A 17,269-nucleotide genomic window follows, 5' to 3' on the forward strand; every position below is an offset into this window, starting at 1 on the left:
GGTCACCTACACGATGCCGGGGGCGCCGGGACCTATTGACACCAATAGGAGCATCACTTGATTGGGGATCCCACCAACCCCGAGGTCCTCGCAGTACCGGAGCGTTGGGAGGCGGACCGACCCACCAAAGTTCCCCACCCCATCCCTCCGGAGTACAACCTAGATGCTCGCCCGGGCATCCATCAGGACCGTGCGGAAAAAGCCGGGCACGGACTCATCCCCCACCAGGAGCTTACGATCCAAATAGATGTTGTTGCGCTCGCAGGAGGTTTCGGAGGTAAGGCTGCATGCGTGGCAGGCGGCCAGGTTGAGGCTGTTCATACCTTGTCCCCGACTCTCGGCGCATACGGGGTTGTTGGAGCACCGGTCTGCGTCCTCCACCGCACCCAGGAGCAGCCGGGAGAAGTACCGGGCCTCGCCCAAACGGACAAGTCCACCGAGGGTGCCCTGGGCGTCCCCACTGCTGGTGTAGATCAACAAACCGCCCTGCGGGTCCGGGCCATCGTTTGAAGCGTAAATACGTTCGGACAGGGACGACGCGGAGTACCCGCTTTGGAACTCCAATCGGCGCATTAACAGGTGTGCCAGGGTGTGCAGGAGCACGTAGCGGGGGTGGAGATCGGAGATGACAACTCTACGGTTCGCAAGCTTCGCCCCTCGATCAATCCAGTGCCGTGTCCGCCGCTGGACGGAGGGCTCGGCCTCCCAGGTGCGCAGGGCCTCTTCGTCGAAGCGTAGGAAGATTCCCTCTCCGAACTGTTCGATGGCCGGGTACCACTTGAGGCCGTCGATACTTCCGAGGTCTACACGGGTGAAGTCCTCCTGCTCGTAGCGGCGGAAACCCCGCAGGGCTCGGACCTCCCGCAGTCGACGGACCAGCCCGACGTCCGAGACCAGTCCGGCCAGCGCCGGCAGTACGCCTGGTTCTCGGGGGTAGTCGGAAGGGTGCACGTCGAAGTCGGGATTCGTCACATCCGCGTCCCCGGCCAGGACCCTGTCGAACGCCGCCCATTCTCCTGAGTGGAGGGTGCTCTGCAGGTGTGAGGTGTCTGAGGCGGGGTCGGTCGTCAATAGTCGGCGGACCATGTGCTCCGGGGCTCCGGTCTGGGTTGCGATGAGCGGAACCGCAAGATCGAACAGCGGGCCCTGCTGCTGCCCGAAGACGCCCTTGAACATGTCGTTCTGGAGAACGCTGTTACGCAGGGCTTGTGTAGCCGATTCCACTTCCGGGATGTCGATCGCCGACGCTGTTTCTGCCTGGTAGACGCTGGTGGACCCTCGTTGAACGACCCGCAGTTCACTGGTGCACTCCTTGGTGGTGTCCTGCGGCTCCCACGGCTGCCGGCCCCAGCACTTGTACCCTTCCTCGGCTAAAGATGTCTCCCGACCCAGCGACCCGAGGTTCCTCGCTGAGTCACAGGAGCGACATATGACTCGCAGCGAGCGCAGTCCTTCGCCTGCTCCCGGGGTGGTCCGCAGTTCCAGGTGCTCGAAGTCCCTGCACTGGTGTTGCTCGTCGTTGGAGGACTGGAAATGGGACCACCGCCGCCAATCGACGTCCTGAATGTGGCCTCCGGCTTTGCAGACGGCGATGAAACGCATCGGGACCATCGGTCCTGAGCAGCGGGAGCAGTTGTTGGTACTGGCGCCGTTCTTGTGATGGACCCGGTCGGACATCAGGGTACAGTCCTGGCAGAAACGCCATTTCGGGAAGCGTCGGTAGGGCAGGGCGAAGCTCGGGTTGCGGCTGAATTCTCCGGCGGTCGGGGGGCGACGCAGCTGCAGGACCCCCAATGCCCGTTCCAGCGGCGGGCAGGACAAGGGCTCGCAAGTCTTCTCGTTCCACGTGGCTGTGTCCATGCCGATGAACGATTCGCTCTTGATGTCGACGATGGCGCCGACCCCGAACGGGTATATGGTCTCCTGCAGTCTGAGCTGACGCATCTGCGGTGTGTTGCCCTGCCCTGCCGTGGCTTTGGGATTCATGCCTTTTCCCCGATGATCTTCATGTTGATGTTCAAATCGACGCTACGCATCGAGTTCATGACCGCCCATCCTTCTCGGTCCTCGTCGAAGGCGCGCATCAGAGCTGGCTCGTCGTGTTGTGCCCGTAGGGGCTGGTACCGCAGCGTCGATACTCCGGTATCGGGGTCCGGTGACGTACGGATGCGCCATTGGTCGATTAACCGGTCGAGATGCTCTTCTGTAGCCTGGTACTCGTCGGGGTCCGAACGTTCCACGACCTCCAGAATCGTCTCCCGGACGTTACGCACCACGTTGGAGTCGGCTCGGAAGAGTACTGCCTGGGAGTCCTCGCGCCATGAGCTCAGGTGCCTGACCATGGTCACCAAGACTGCTGCCAAGGAGCGGTGCCTGGACGCGGTGGACCATGGGGTCACACTGGTCGGTTCCACACTGCGGTAGAGCGCCTGGTGGTAGCCGAGGAACGATTCGTAGTGGGAGCGATCGCGGGGGCGGGTCGCGCGGTACAGCGTGACGATGACACCCGGGACATCGCCGCGTCCGACGCGACTGGTGGCCTGGATGTACTCAGAGGTGGTCTTGGGTTGACCGTTCATGAGCATAAGGGCCAGCCGTGGGATGTCGATACCGACCGAGAGCATGTTCGTGCAGGCGACAACGTCCACAGCGTCACCTTCGTCGAGGCCGCGTCCGAGTCGTTGCAGGGCCTTGGGAAGGTCCTCGGCATCCACGCGGCTGGTCAGCTCCACCATCCCGTCACCACGGATCTGACGTGTGCGGCCTTCGGGTCCACGCCGGGTGGCGAGCAGACTGTTAACGTCGTCGCGGATGAGGGTGACGGTACGCCCGAGTTCGCGCAGGCTGTTGTGGTAGGCCACGGCCGTCCAGTAGGCGTCGGTGCCCCTCACATCTTGGGGTCCTTGTGCGGCCCGGGCGGGTGCTTCGAGCATGGCGACCATCGCACGCACCACGGAGGTGGATTGAGTAAAGGCCTGAGGCATGAGCCCGATGTAAATCCTGCCGGGGGCGTTGGGGTCCTCCGTGGGGCGGGCGAAGTAGCTGTCTTCCTCGTTGAGCCCTGAGGGTGGGAACAGTTGGACCTTCCGGGCCATGAGGCCCTTGACCTGATCATCGGCGGAACGAATTGTCGCGGTGGAGGCGACGATTTTCGGGCGCCCGCCGACTTCCCCGATGATGCCCAGGACGGCAGCGTCATAGATCGCGACCGTGGTGCCCAGGGGGCCGGAGAGTAGATGCATCTCGTCCTGGAGGATAAGCGACGGCGGTTCGTTCGCCCCGGCGCCAGCGCCGAGGAGGACCCCCGCCTCCTGCTTGAAGGGCAGTCGCGCGAACTTGTCGACGGTCGCCAACAGGATAGTGGGCGGGTACTTGTAGATCCTCTCGTCGACGACCTCGACGGGAAGCCGGTCGTGGAAGCGGCAGGTTCGGTCCGGGCAGCGGAGCCAGATGTCTCCGGCGGAGTGGTCTGCCCCGTAGGCCTCGGCGTTCTCGGATCTGGTCGCAGGCATCATGCGGTGCCCACACCAGGGGCATTCGGTGAGCTGGAAGGGGTTGTCGGGGATTTCCCGTCGCCTGGTGGCCTCCAAGCGGTTGATCGCCTCTTTCTGCGTGCCGGGGGTGGTGGCGTTACCGACCCAGAGGCCGATGGTGAACGGTGCCATGCCCCGGGCAAGTGGATCGGTCACCCGGAGGCGTTCCATGGCGCACACGAGGGTCGCGGCGCGTTGGAATTGTTGTGTCGTGAGCAGGCGCAGGGTGTAGCGGGTGATGACGGCTGTACCGCCTCCTCTGATCCCGTGCTCGATGCGGCGCCGGAAGATTTCGAAGGCCGCCAACCCGAGGTAGGCCTCGGTCTTGCCTCCACCGGTGGGGAACCAGATCAGGTCCACGAGGTCCCGGTCCCGGTGGTCGGCAACCGCGGTGCTGGTGAGGGCGACGAGGATGAACCCCAACTGGAACGGCCGCCACGTCGGTTCGCGCCGCGGTGTGTCTTCCTCAGCCCCGGTGGCTTTCGTGCGATTCGATTGGAGCATCTGCTCGTGCATGGCGGCCATGGCCAGACGGAAGGCATCCCTGGCGCTTGAGGATTCCTCGAGCAGGGTGATGCCTTCGTGCATGCGCTCAACGGCGTCGCTCTGTCGGTCGGTGATCCGACCGGCCGCCGGACGGTGGTGGTCGGGGAGCCCTTGTGCCTGGTCCTGTTGTTCCTGGGTCCAGTGTCGGTAGTCGTCGACGAAGGTCCGAAGTTCGGTTAGGACGTTCGCGGTGTCGTCCTGGATCCAGGTAAGACGGCCCAGCCGTAAGATGTCGGCGGTACTCTTCTTGGCCTCAACGGTCGGGACAGTGTAGCGCGGTAATGGGTCCAGGGACACGGAGGCGCACCCGCCGGTGTCGTCCTGATCCCAGCGCACCGAGGTGCCGTGGCCGACTGCGAAAACCTGTCGATGTCGGTAACGTACCGCCAGTTCTTCTTGTTCTGAATCCAGTCTGAGGTCTTCGACCGACCGGTAGGGCAGGATCCGGCCCCCGACGGAGCGCACGGTCATACCGACCTGGTAAAGGGCGTCCTCGGTGTGGAGCTGTCCTACTCCTTCGTCGTTCTTCGGGGCTTCGCGGGTGTTGCTGATGGCCACAGTGACCAGTGAACTGTTCTGGCCGAACGGTCGGCATCGTACGTCCAGGGCCACGCGCCCGTCCCCAGGGCCCCCCGAGACGGTTCCTTGCTCCCAGCGGATGCCGGTGAGGTGGTGGCCGTGACGCCGCCAGGCGGTGTGGGTGTCGGTCCTCTCCTCGGTGTAGGTGGCGTATCCCAGGTCGATGTCCACGGAGTCTCCGTCGTGGATGAATGACAGGGCGCTGGAGGAGGGCTGGTAGGCGTTCGCCATGTCGATGGAAGGTTCCTCGGTGCCGTCGGTGCTGTCCTCGGCGGTGGTCGCCTCCACAGCGAGTTGTACCTTCTCCTCCTCGTCCTCGGTTCCGGTGCCGATGCCGATGCCGATGCCGACGGGGTAGAGGACTCCGACGAGGTAGGTGGCGTTCGGTTTGTTCCTGAGCAGTTCCTCCGGTCCGTCGATCGGGCCGAGGTAGTGCTGTTCGAGGTGCTCGACGACGCGTTGTTGGCGTCCGAGGGCTTCATGCATTGTGGGCACCGGCCTTTCCTACTTGTTGCTGGAGGTACTGGAGCGCGTTCCGTCCCATGATCTGGTACGCGCCGGGGGAGCTGATGACGTAGAGGGAGTACCTGGGGCGGGTCATCGCGACGTAGGAGCCAGCCCTACCCCCGGTTGTGTCTAGGTCCTCGACGTCCACGACGATGACGTGTTCGCGTTCGAGGCCTTTGATGTCGGCTGCGGTGACCACCTCGTAGGACTGGTTGCCAGCGGTGTAGGCGGCCGGCATTCGGCCCTCGACGGTAAGAATCGACGTTGAGGGGTCGGTGGCGGCGCTGATGATGGTGATCTTCCTCCGGGCAACACCTTTGTCCCGGAGGGTGGTTAAGCGCCCGTCCAGGAGACGGTGGGCTTCGTCAGAGGTGCGGGCCTGCACGATCGACGCATCAGGCCCTTCCCCGATGCGGGGGCTTCCCAGGTCCACCCCGAGATGGGACTGCACCGCGGTCACGACGGTGCGGGCGTTCCTGACGTTCCTGGTCAGGTCGACGATGATCGCACCGGCCTGGATCTCCTGGTACACGCCTTCGTCGAAGACCCCGTTGAGGTGGGTTTGGTTGTTGGGGTCCAGGAAAATCCACCACCGGCCCTCCTGCAACCCGCCGCGCAGGGATTCGGAGAGCCGGCTCATATCCTCCAGATTCAGTAGGTCCTGGGCTTCGTCGACGACGACGACGTCGAAGACGGGGGTGTCGGGGATCGCATCGAAGGGCACCACCTGGACAGGACTGTCGTCCAACAGCTCAGAGGCGAACTTGATGATGCCGGGTGAGCCGCAGACGAAGGCCACCGAGCTGCCGTCTGCGACCGCCCGTCGTGCCGCTTCGATCGCGACGACGGTCTTGCCCGTCCCGGCCCCGCCCAGGACCAGGACCCGTCGGTTGCGTTCGAAGGCCCGCATGGCGTCGACCTGTTCGTCGGTCATGGTGACGATGTTCTGGTCGATGAGCATCTCGGTGTCCGGGACGGTGCGCATGGCGTCGACCTCGCGGCGCAGGTGGGTGACGACCCTTGAGAGGTTCCCCATTGGTCGCAGGGCCTGGCGTCTGGGGTGCTCGGGGTCATCGGGTGGTGTGCGGGCCAAGCGGGCCAGCGCGTCTAGGCTGCGCTCAAGTCCCGTCGGGGTCATCCTGTCCAACCCGATGTGTTGTTGCGGGACCCATTCCGTGTCCGGGGGCAGGTTCTGGTCGGGGGTCACCACGGCGTAAGCGAACGGCCATCCGCCCTCGTCCGAGTGCCTGGTGAGGATGTCCAGGAGGGCGAACGCGGCGTCCTTGGCCTGCACCCAGGGGCTGCGTCGTAGGGGATGGTGGGTGCCTTGACGGTCTATGGAGTACCAGACACCGTCCTCGGTCCGTCCAGTCCGCCCTCCTTTGACCTCCAGGACGAGGATCGCCCCCTTCCACAGGACCACGAAGTCCGCCTCGCCCATCACCTGTTTGCGGTGCCTTGGGAGGTGGACCGAGTGGTAGGCCACGCCGTCATCGGAGCGGATCGCTGTGAGTAATTCGGCGACCTTGCGTTCGGCGCGGCTATGGGCGTCGATGTACTCGGTTGGTGGGATCAACCTCATGAGACCTCAACCCCCCAGTACTGGGTGAATCCTCGGTATGCCAAGTCCACGTCGACGTTCTCGATGGTGTCCTCGAGGTTCACCACTAGGCACCGTTCGGATCCACGGTTTTTGGGTCCGCGTAGTCCACGACCGACCATCTGCACGTACTGGCTCTCGCTCAACGTCGGTCGGGCGACGTAGAGGGCTTGGATCTGCGGTGCGTCAAAGCCTTGCGTCAACAGGTCACAGTTGACCAGGACCTGGAGGGATCCGCGCTTGAAGTCGGAGATCACCTTCGAGCGTTCACCACGCGAGCTCCGGCCGCTCACCGACGCGGCCTGGACGCCCTCGTTTTTCAAGATCGTTGCCAGGACTTGGGCCGAGAGCACCGAGGGCATGAACACCAGGACCTGCCAGTCCTCGGGTAATGCCAGAATGTGCTTGACGATGCCCTTGGTCCGCTCCCGGTCCGCACCCACCTTGTCCAACGTGTCCTGGGACAGGTTGTTGCGATTCCTCTCCGAATCACCAAGGGTCAACCGGGTACCCGGAAGGACCTGATGATCGATTCGTGCCAGAACCTCGCGATCCTGGAGTTCCTTGATCGGATCGGGGCCCAATGTCTGCACGAGGTTGTTACCGAACCGTCTGGCCAGCAGAGCCGTCGCCTCGGCGTTCCTTCCTCGGTAAGGAGTGGCCGACAGGCCGATCAGAGGGCGCTCACGGTTCCCGAGATCCACTCCCAGACGTTGGAAGAGCCTCCTGTACGTCTTGTTGTCCGCCGCCCGATGTGCCTCGTCGACGATCACGGCGACAGGAGCATAGATCCAGTCGTAGGAATCATCGTCGATGTGCTCGTAAAGCATTGCGTCGGTCGCCACGACCACGCTCAACTCCAACTCGGGTGCCTGTGGCCGGTGCGTCCCGAAGAACCGGTTAATACTCAACGACCTCTCGTCGGAGAGTTCCCGCCACACCTCGCTCCACGTCGTGATCGCCTGCTCACACAGCTCCTCCGACTGTGCGATCCACAACACAGGACCAACAGCCGCGAAATCGTTGTTCAAGAACGCCATGACCAACGACTCCACAGCCACCCGGGTCTTGCCCGCACCGGTCGGCAACTCCAACAAAGCCTTATCGGCGTGGCCGGGATTCGACCGCAGACAGAACCGCAGCTGCTGCAAAGCTTCTTTCTGATAATCGTGCAACGCACCGAGGCCCGGCTTACCCATTACGGTCTCCGCCGCCGGCCGCGAGGGTTTGGACGTCCCCGCGAAATCCGGGGTGAATCCCAAATCCGTGACGAACCGACGCGCTGGCCCCAACCCACCCCACTTCTCAGGAGGCGTCAGTCCCAGGGCCCTCAACTCATCGGTGATATAGCTCAAACTGTCTGTACCGTACGAATCGAGGAACAACCGCGCCATGTCCTGCGCTCGCACGTCGGTCCCCATCGCACCGAGGGTCCCCGTCAGACCATCCGGGAGCTTCGCATCCAACTGCTGCGGCGACGCCAACACCCTCAACCGGTCCTCGTTCGACACCGCGGCACGACAACGTTCTCGCACCTCATTCGCATCAGCAGCAGCGAGCGCCTGCACCACACCGTCGATATCCGCGGCACTGAGCCCCAGACCGACTTCCTGATTTATCCAGGTCAACAGGTCATGAACACCCCTCCTGTCGGAAGGATCACCGGTCACGTAAATCGTCCCGTCATGAAGCACCCGCCCCAGGAGCTGCTCCTGCGCACCGGTCGGCGTCATATGACGCGCCACGATCCCAGCGCACTCCGTGATCGTGAGCCGCCGATCCTTCCGGTCCAACAAACCCTGCAACGTCGGCACACAGTCCGTGAGCAACACCGCCTCAGCTGGCTGCTGCGCGATCACCTCGAACCGGATGGCGCTTGCGGCATCCTGAAAGTCCGCGTGCTCGAAGAGGACGTCGCGGAGGGTCTCGTCCTCTACGAAGAGGTAGGGGTTCTTCGATCGCCGCAGGACGTTGACCTGCTCTTGATCGGATGCGATGAAGATCTGCCGTGCCGGGACCAGATCGATCACCTGGCCCAGTACGGCCGGGAGCTCACCTGTCCACCGCTGTTCCCCGCGGATCCTCGGTAGGACCGCGGACAGTAAGGTCAGGAGAGAACTGGTCAGGGCGCCAGTGGCCTGCATGCCCCGGCCCGCTCTCATACCTTCCACAAGGATGTCGATGTCGACGTCCTCGATGGATTCGGGCAACGGCAGGATCCCGAAGTGTGAGTTCTTGGGTAGAGGAACCCAGGGGAAGAACGGTTGCAGGACAGGTGACACCAAGCGTGCTGCGGGTACGACAACCCCGAGCAAGGTGTCCGCCAGTCCCCACGCCCGCGCAGCCCACAGGTGCGGGGCTGTCACTGAGAAGGTCTCTAACCCATCAGGGCTGTATAGGGTCCATTCTCGGGTCGCATTCACCCGGAGCAGGGCTTCGGTGATCTTCACCAGGTCATCGGTCAGGCTGGAGCCAAGGGCGGACAGGTTATGAAGCAGACCTATGGGGCCTGCGCCTCGTTCCTCCGCGAAATACCACTCCTGGGGCGCTGAATCCCTATCCTCGACCTGCGCCTTCCGAACTTCGTCCACCGCCCAGGCACGATACTGCGCGAACTCGGGTTCCTCGATCACCGGGTACCGGGCCGAGAAACCCGTCACAATCCCCAGCACCTTGATGACGTCCTGGGTGGCGAAGTTAGCCGCCAGCACACGATCCGGCCAGGGAAGGTTTACGGCAGGGCTTTGAAGCGCGAAGACTTCCTCGCTATCGCGCCATGTCGAGGCCTTCGTCCTGACCTTGACGATGTTGCCCTCACGCCGCCACTGCTCCAACTGCAGCACCAACCGGCGCGGCTCCAGATTCAGCGACAAGTCCCACAACTCCTCCCACTGACCATCCGTCGACTCAAGCCCCATAGTCGAGAGCGTGGACGCGAAAACGAGCTCCGCATCCAACGTCTTGAACCCGAACTGCCCTAAGACCCTACGACAGACCGCACTCGCGACGATGTCATCCACCACCAGTTCATACCCCGACACCTCGGCGCCGCCCTCAGGAGGAAGATGAACCTGCCCATGCTCCTTGAGAGCAACCCGCCGACCTCTGTCCGTGGGCACGATCCGAGCGGAGGCCACAATCCCACGAATGGTGTCCGAGCCGATACCCGAAACGATCTCCAGCGCCGTTCTCGAATACCTCACATTGTCGACATCGCCGAGCATGCTCAACCACTTTGACGCATCGAGCTCATTGTTCGACGCGGGAAGATCTCTTTGGAGAAGGGCCGGGGCATCAGCGAACGCTCTTCGATGCATGTCCCGCAGGCGTACCCGGATAGCCCCGCTTTTCTCATCCTGATAACACGACACATGCGGCACATTCTCAGGAGTATGAGGAGCAGCAGCCCACTCGGCCATGGCCCCCGCTGGGAGAACGACAGCATAGTCCAATGCGATGATCTCGGATCCGTGGCGTAGCCGGCCGGTGGAGTCGGGGATGAGAGCCGCTTCCGAGGCTTTGCGATGGATGTGTGAGATTAAGGCCTTATCCGCTGGGGAGTAGGACTCCTGAGGTCGACTGGGGAGGTAGCGAAGATGCCGCGCGGGTTGTTCCTGTGTCCGGAGGTTTGGCAGGGAATCGACGAACAGTTGAGCCAGGGTTTCGAAAATTTCGGCGTTGTACTTCTTCTCGGTCAGGATGTGACTGCGATCCTCACTGAGCGCCCAGGGAGCGTTGAAGATCCCTACGGCGGAGGTCCGTTCGGAGAGGGGGAAGTTGGCCCAGAACTCGCCTTCTTTGCCTTGCGCGTCCAGGGGCATGGCGCAGGTGACGAGGATCGATTTCCGGGCAATTGCATCGTCGACCTCTCGTCGTGCCGCCAATGACGGTTGGTGCTCTCTCTTGAAAATCGCCCATTTCTGGGTACCGAGTCGGGGCCCCGTCAGTTCATAAACCGATTGCCCCGATGATCGGCACAAGTGCTGGACATCCTGGTCGGCGCCATCACGTCTTATGGCGATAGACAGTTCCTCGACGTGGGGTGTGAAGATCAGAAACTGAGTCTGGAAACCGAGGAGTTGTGCCTCCAGGTCCACATGCTGCTGTAGCGGAAGTCGCACAACCGTGCTCGCCCATTCCGTAAGCTCCTGCAATATGACGTCGTCGTCGATCGCCTCCACCGCATTCAGGGCCGTGGGCAGGCGGAGTATCGGCGGGTCCTTCTCGCACGCGCCAACCCCAGCCAGAATCGCACGAGCCTCCGGTGCCCCAAAGTGGAAGCTGACCGAACGGCTGAAGACCTGCGGGTTGTCGGTTACGGCTAGGACGGACTTAAAGCCGAGGCCATATCTACCAATCTCTTCGCCTCTCTTATCGCTGAGGTAGGCATGAGTAATCGCATCAATTCCCGCCTTGTCGAACTCCTTACCGTCGTTCGCGCAGTAGAGGTAGCGATCAGTCAGGATGAGCTTGATTCTTCCCGTTTTTCCCGATCTGAGAATCGCGTCGGCCGCGTTCTGGACCAGTTCGGTGATCTGACGACGTGAGTAGCCACTCGTACGGAACGAGTTCTCCTGCCCCACATGCTCCTCGAGCATCTTCGGATCTTCCCGGTAGATCCGCGGGACCACCGAGCGCCATGTCTCCAGGAAGTCCAGGAGCACTTGATCTGGCTCGCTCCATAAGAAATCGTGCGTCATTGCTGTTTCCTTCCCCAAGCCGATTCCTCGATCCTAACGAGGTCGACAAGCTTTCAAGAAAACACCTCTTACGCGCGCCTCGTGGCGCTTCGCTGCTCACCCGTGCGGAGGACCGGCTCGATGGCCTCTGCCGCTGAGTTCATGTTCTCTTGCTCGCAGAAGCGCAGGACCGCCCGCTCAATGGCCAGCAGATGGCTGTCGGTCCCGCGGTCCCCAGACACATTCTTCCCGAGCTTCGCGACCCACCGGTCATGGTTGATCCGCGGCACTGTCCCGGCGAGAGGGCATGACTGCCAGAAACAGCCGTCGACGAACACCGCCACGTGTCTCCGGAAGTACATCCGCACGACGACGGGTCATCCCGGGTAGTGGGGCACTGGCCTCATAGCGCAACCCCCGAGCGAACACGGACTTCCACAACCGCGACTCCCGATTCCTTCGGCGCTGCGTCGACGTCTGGACACCGACCGAATAAGAGACAACCGCAACACCGCTCGGATCGCCGCTCATGGGATCAGGTTCTTCCCGCCACCCTCTGTCCTCTTCCGTCCAAGGTTCATATCATCACGTCCAGCGCCGTCGGTCCCTACTGGTTTTGATTCTCGACGTAGTCACCAGCGACCGTCTCTGGTTTCGGCGAATTAGGATGGGCGAGATCCGAGAAACACCTCCGGAAAGGGGATCCTTACACTGAGGGGAAACTCAGAGCTGTGACGACACGAGGCTAGGTGCGCCATCGCTGATGTTCATGACTAGGTTGTCGGTGTCGATCCATCGTGTTCTTATCATCGTGTCGAGGAAATCCGGGGCGAGTTCTCGACCAAGAGCTGCAGCCAGGACGTGAGCCGCGAGACGCGGCGGAATGGCGTTACCGACCTGTTGGGAAACATCCTTGCCCGACCACGGGTAGTCAGCGGGGAACGTCTGGAGCCGGCCCGCCTCTGAAACTTTGAGGCGATCGAGTTCACCCCTGTCTGAGAACAGGCGATTCCGGGAGACTTTCCCCGTAACCGTGAAAGCCGGTTCCTTGGAAGTGCGCCGACCGCGGGCCTTCGGGTCACCGCCGGTTCCATAATTGGAGACCATTACGAAGGGCTCTACCCGGTCCAGGGTCTCGCCAATGCTCTGGTATGGCAGCAACGCAGATCGGTCTGTGGAGACTTTCATGTCTTTTTTCCTGAACCTGTGGTGCGTTGGGGCAGGTAGTACGGGGGTGCGGTTCCGGTTCGCTATTAGGATCGCGCGGCGGCGGGTCTGCGGAACCCCGTACTCCTCTGCATGGAGTATGCCGGTAACGGTCTCGTAACCGAGTGGTTCCAGAACATTCGCCATGGCCTCCCACACGGGCAGGACCGCCGGCACCTGCTCTAAGACGATCACCTCGTAGGCGTTCCCTGCCTGATGGGCCTCCAGCGCCCATCGCAGCGGCTGCAGGACCAGCCCGGTTCGTTCATCATCCAAAGCGGCTAGCTCGGTGGTGACGTCGTCGCCACCGACCATGCGCGCAATGAAAGACAGGACCTGGTCCAGTGCCTTGCGACCGGCACCTGCCCCGGCAACGGTATAGGTCTGACACGGAGGCCCCCCTGTGAGGATCGTCGCATAAGGAAACTCGGCCGGACCGTGCTCGCGTACGTCACCCTGCACGGTTTCCAGCCCGGCAGTCCGTCTGGTTGCGCAGGCATTTTCGTCCCACTCGATACCGGCCGCGGACAATCCCAGCCAGCGTGCAGCGACATCCAATCCACCAGGACCGGCGAAGAGATCCACCATTTGAGCGTCAGAAGGAGATTGGTCCGATTGCACGAAGGTCATGGGACACGATCTTATCGGTCGACAGGTCACCGACGGACCAGATGCCCGGCGTTCTCACCCATCATGAGCAATTATTGTCCGGGCCTATGATGCAGTGACCTACGGTGATGATGGTAGCGTGCGTGACTTCAGTGTGCCTCCAGCAAGCCCTGCCGACTCTGGGATGGATCACCCGCCGGGAAAACCTCCTCTGCGGACCCTCCGGACCGGCAAGACGTTCGTCCTCGAAGCCGTCGGCCAGCAAGCCGTCGGAGCCCGGATACAGGTCGGCTGGTTCAGACTCTAAAACCTTGGAGTCTTCATCAGCGCCCACCGCACCGACGACAGCGTCACCTGCGCCGGGATCGTCGTCATCGACGATATTGGCCTGTTGCCCGTGGCACGGACGCCGCCGAAGGCCTCCGCCGGGTCGTGGAGGCAGCCTACGAGAAACGCCCCTTGCGATCGGCTCTAACCTCCACCGCACCGGCTTCGACGAGCTCATGCCAAAACCCTCGCCATAGCCACCGTTGACCGGCTGCTGCACTACGCTCACGTCTGCTAAACCGGCCCTTCGCAGTTAGGCGTGGTTGCCCTTGGGGCCCGCCCGGCCGACATCGGGCAGACAGGCAGCGAGCAGTGGCACGTCCTGGCTGACCCTGAAGGCAACGAGTTCTGCCTCCTTCGCAGGCGGCTTGACCCCTGACCGGCCCGCCGGGGCTAACCCAACAAGTTTCTCCCCGTTTCGCTCGTGCCAGCCCGGAACGCCAAATACCGCGCATCCCCGCGACCCACCAGCCGTCCCAATGCCTCCACCGCCTGCGAATCCGCAGCCCCCATATCCGTGGACAGCCACCGCACCAGGAGCCCGGCATCGCCGCTGGACCGCACGGCCGATCCCAGGGCAAGGTCCAGCTGGTCCCGAAGCAGTTGAACGGCCATGGCTCCTGATCGGCTGAGCAGGGGAGCCGGGTACGCCTCGAGCGCCTCTGCGACCTGTCCTTCGCGCAGCAGCCGCAGGACCCGCCCCGAATCCGAACGTCCGCTCAGGCCGGCAACGAACCGGTAGGGGTTCGACTCCACGGCATCGCCCAGCATCGAGCGGACCCGGAACATCTCGGTGCGGATGGCCGCCGTGGTGCCCGCATCGCCGTAGAGCTCGTAGGCGAGTTCCTCGGCGGTCCAGCCCTGGGTCCGTGAATCTAGCAGCGCCAGGATTTCCGCGCGGCGCAGCGTCAGCGGCACGCGGCTGCCGTCCCGGAACACCGCGGCAGGCTTGTCCCCGAGCAGCTCCAGTGATTCAACGGCCGCAACCGGCCGGTGGACGGCCTGCCGGGACGCACGGGCTGGAGCTGAAGCACCCAAGGAGGTCCCGCCGTCGGGCGTTCCCAACAGCGCCTCCGCCACCCGGACGGCGCACCGCACCATGCGCAGCGTGTCGGCGCTGAGGGTGTCCAGCGGTCCGGAGACGTCGAGCACGCCCAGCAGCCTGCCCGTGGCCGGGTCCGTGATGGGCGCCGCCGTGCAGGCCCACTCATGGTGCGTGCGGACCAGGTGCTCGGCGGAGAACAGCTGCACCGGCCGGCCGGTGACCAGTGCTTCGCTGATGGCGTTGGTGCCGATCCCGGCCTCGGACCAGTCGGCCCCTTCGGAGAACTCCAGTCGGTCCGCCCGCCGCAGCACCTCCTGGCTGCCCACCCGCCACAGGATCTCGCCGCGGGCGTCGGTGAGCACCAGCAGGTGCCGGCCGGAAGTTGAATCGTCGGCCAGCAGGTCATGGAGCGCCGGCATGACCTGCTGCAGCCGGTGCTCCCGCCGCAGCTCCAGGACGTCGGCGGCGTCGTGCAGGTGCCGCGGGCTGTGCTGGTCCGGGCTGATGCCCAGGGCCATGGAGCGGCGCCATGAATCCGCCAGGTCGTTGGGGATCTCCGGGCGCGGGACGCCGGAGATGACCAGTTCGTGGGCGCGGCGCAGGGCGCGCGAATACTTCGCCGGGTCCGAAAACCTCAGGCCGTAGTCCAAAACAGTGTCCTCCTCACCGGCGGCGTCCTTGCCGGCAGTGCCCGTGTAACGCGGTTGAAACCCCCACTGCGTTGCAATGGTGATGCAGCTCACGCCCGTCCCAGCATATCGCAGGGGATTCCTGCGGGACGGGCCGCCGGGACCAACAGACACACGGACCATCTGACACAAGGGAGTGGACATGACCGAAACACCCACCGCAGCCGCGCAGGCCTGGCTGACGGAACTGGATACCGCCCTGCAGAGGCGCGACGTGGATGCCGCGCTGGAGCTTTTCGAGGACGACTGCTACTGGCGCGACTTCGTGGCGTTCACCTGGAACCTGAAGACGCTCGAAGGCAAGGCGGACATCCGCCAGATGCTCGAGGCCACGCTGGACCACGTGCAGCCTTCTGGTTGGGCGCTCTCGGAGGACGCCACGGGCGACGCCGGCGCTACGGAAGCCTGGATCACGTTCGAAACCGCCGCCGCCCGCGGCTACGGCCACCTCCGGCTGCGGAAGGGCAAATGCTGGACGCTGCTCACCACCATGCAGGAGCTGAAGGGCTTCGAGGAGAAGAAGGGGACCCGCCGCGAGAAGAGCGTGGCGCACGAAATTATCAAGGGCCGGCGCTCCTGGCTGGAACAGAAGGAGGAGCGCGAGGCGCGGCTCGGCTACGACGAGCAGCCCTACACGGTCATCATCGGCGGCGGGCAGGGCGGCATCGGCCTCGCGGCCCGGCTGCGGCGCCTGGGCGTCCCCACCCTCGTCATCGAGAAGAACCAGAAGCCGGGCGACTCCTGGCGGAACCGCTACAAGTCCCTGCACCTGCACGACCCCGTCTGGTACGACCACATGCCCTACCTGAAGTTCCCGGACGACTGGCCCGTTTTCGCCGCCAAGGACAAGATTGGCGACTGGCTGGAGCACTACACCCGCATCATGGAGCTGAACTACTGGGGCGGCACCGAGTGCGTGGGCGCCGAGTACGACGACGGCACCCAGGAATGGGTAGTCAGCGTGGTTCGTGATGGGTCGCCGGTGACCTTGAGGCCAAAGCAGCTGGTGTTCGCCCTGGGCGTCTCGGGTTACCCGAACATTCCCGCGTTCGACGGCGCGGGGTCCTTCCTGGGGGAGCAGCGCCATTCCTCGCAGCACCCGGGCGGCGGGGACTGGGCCGGGAAGAAGGCCGTGGTGATCGGCTCCAACAACTCCGCGCACGATATCTGCGCGGACCTGTGGGAGCACGGCGCCGACGTCACCATGGTGCAGCGGTCCTCCACTCACATCGCCCGGAGCGAGTCGCTGATGGACCTGGCGCTGGGGGACCTGTATTCGGAGAAGGCTTTGGCGGCCGGGGTGACCACCGAGAAGGCCGACCTGCTGTTCGCGTCGCTCCCGCTGCGGATCCTGCCCGAGGCGCAGGTGCCCGTGTACCAGGAGATGGCTGCCCGGGATGCCGACTTCTACTCCCAGCTGGAGGCCGCCGGGTTCGATCTGGACTTCGGTGTGGACGGGTCCGGGCTGTTCGTGAAGTACCTGCGGCGCGGCTCCGGCTACTACATCGACGTCGGCGCCTCCCAGCTGATCATCGACGGCCGGGTGCAGCTTCGCTCGGGGGAGGTTTCCAAGATCACCGGCAACGCCGTGGTCCTTGATGATGGCACTGAGCTGGAGGCCGACCTGATCGTCTATGCCACCGGCTACGGCTCCATGAACGGCTGGCTGGCGGACCTGGTTTCTCCCGAAATCGCGGACAGAGTAGGAAAATGTTGGGGGTACGGCTCGGACACCCCGAAGGACCCGGGCCCCTGGGAAGGGGAGCTGCGCAACATGTGGAAGCCCACCAACGTGCCCAACCTCTGGATCCACGGCGGCAACCTGCACCAGAGCCGGCACTACTCCTCGTACCTGGCCCTGCAGCTCAAAGCCCGGATGGAAGGGCTGGAAACACCGGTGTACGAACTGCAGGCGACGCACCACACGCGCTGACACCGGCCCCGGTGGT

General features: G+C 63.8%; 8 protein-coding genes and 1 pseudogene. 2 read left to right on the forward strand and 7 right to left on the reverse strand.

Annotation, left to right across the window (positions count from 1 at the left end):
* Nucleotides 1-159: 159 nt before the first annotated feature.
* From drmB to NIBR502772_RS07605, 6 genes are all read right to left on the reverse strand, one after another.
* Nucleotides 160-1,986, reverse strand: coding sequence for a DUF1998 domain-containing protein (gene drmB, locus NIBR502772_RS07580; protein WP_141139718.1), 1,827 nt, complete (start codon nt 1,984-1,986; stop codon nt 160-162).
* Nucleotides 1,983-5,144 (reverse strand): helicase-related protein, encoded by a 3,162-nt coding sequence (locus tag NIBR502772_RS07585; RefSeq protein ID WP_141141982.1) that lies wholly within the window; start codon nt 5,142-5,144, stop codon nt 1,983-1,985. Before NIBR502772_RS07585 ends, drmB begins: the two co-directional genes overlap by 4 nt.
* Entirely contained in the window at nt 5,137-6,747 is a 1,611-nt protein-coding gene (locus NIBR502772_RS07590) for a nuclease-related domain-containing DEAD/DEAH box helicase (RefSeq protein WP_141139719.1), read from the reverse strand. Before NIBR502772_RS07590 ends, NIBR502772_RS07585 begins: the two co-directional genes overlap by 8 nt.
* Complete coding sequence (locus NIBR502772_RS07595) at nt 6,744-11,465, reverse strand: sacsin N-terminal ATP-binding-like domain-containing protein (protein WP_141139720.1); 4,722 nt, start codon at nt 11,463-11,465, stop codon at nt 6,744-6,746. Before NIBR502772_RS07595 ends, NIBR502772_RS07590 begins: the two co-directional genes overlap by 4 nt.
* 68 nt (nt 11,466-11,533) lie before the next feature.
* On the reverse strand, nt 11,534-11,788 hold the full coding sequence (locus NIBR502772_RS07600) for a very short patch repair endonuclease (RefSeq protein ID WP_246848728.1): 255 nt from the start codon (nt 11,786-11,788) through the stop codon (nt 11,534-11,536).
* Between the two features lie 379 nt (nt 11,789-12,167).
* Complete coding sequence (locus tag NIBR502772_RS07605; RefSeq protein ID WP_141139721.1) at nt 12,168-13,280, reverse strand: DNA cytosine methyltransferase; 1,113 nt, start codon at nt 13,278-13,280, stop codon at nt 12,168-12,170.
* Nucleotides 13,281-13,845: 565 nt separating this feature from the next.
* Between NIBR502772_RS07605 and NIBR502772_RS07615 the strand changes: the two are divergent.
* Nucleotides 13,846-13,965: pseudogene (locus tag NIBR502772_RS07615) on the forward strand (VOC family protein); the annotation flags it as partial.
* Nucleotides 13,966-13,979: 14 nt separating this feature from the next.
* Here NIBR502772_RS07615 and NIBR502772_RS07620 read toward each other — a convergent pair.
* Nucleotides 13,980-15,374: a GAF domain-containing protein gene (locus tag NIBR502772_RS07620; protein ID WP_246848729.1), complete on the reverse strand. Its 1,395-nt coding sequence runs from the start codon at nt 15,372-15,374 to the stop codon at nt 13,980-13,982.
* An 88-nt stretch (nt 15,375-15,462) separates the two neighbouring features.
* On the opposite strand from NIBR502772_RS07620, the gene NIBR502772_RS07625 reads away from it, so the two are divergent.
* Entirely contained in the window at nt 15,463-17,253 is a 1,791-nt protein-coding gene (locus tag NIBR502772_RS07625) for an NAD(P)/FAD-dependent oxidoreductase (RefSeq protein WP_141139722.1), read from the forward strand.
* Nucleotides 17,254-17,269 lie beyond the last annotated feature (16 nt).

It is taken from the genome of Pseudarthrobacter sp. NIBRBAC000502772 (assembly GCF_006517235.1).
GTDB lineage: Bacteria > Actinomycetota > Actinomycetes > Actinomycetales > Micrococcaceae > Arthrobacter.

Excerpts from the sequence above, each read along its gene's own strand:
- NIBR502772_RS07585 (WP_141141982.1), bottom strand. The coding sequence starts at position 5,144 with ATGCATGAAGCCCTCGGACGCCAACAACGCGTCGTCGAGCACCTCGAA.
- NIBR502772_RS07605 (WP_141139721.1), bottom strand. The coding sequence starts at position 13,280 with ATGACCTTCGTGCAATCGGACCAATCTCCTTCTGACGCTCAAATGGTG.
- NIBR502772_RS07590 (WP_141139719.1), bottom strand. The coding sequence starts at position 6,747 with ATGAGGTTGATCCCACCAACCGAGTACATCGACGCCCATAGCCGCGCC.
- NIBR502772_RS07595 (WP_141139720.1), bottom strand. The coding sequence starts at position 11,465 with ATGACGCACGATTTCTTATGGAGCGAGCCAGATCAAGTGCTCCTGGAC.
- drmB (WP_141139718.1), bottom strand. The coding sequence starts at position 1,986 with ATGAATCCCAAAGCCACGGCAGGGCAGGGCAACACACCGCAGATGCGT.
- NIBR502772_RS07625 (WP_141139722.1), top strand. The coding sequence starts at position 15,463 with ATGACCGAAACACCCACCGCAGCCGCGCAGGCCTGGCTGACGGAACTG.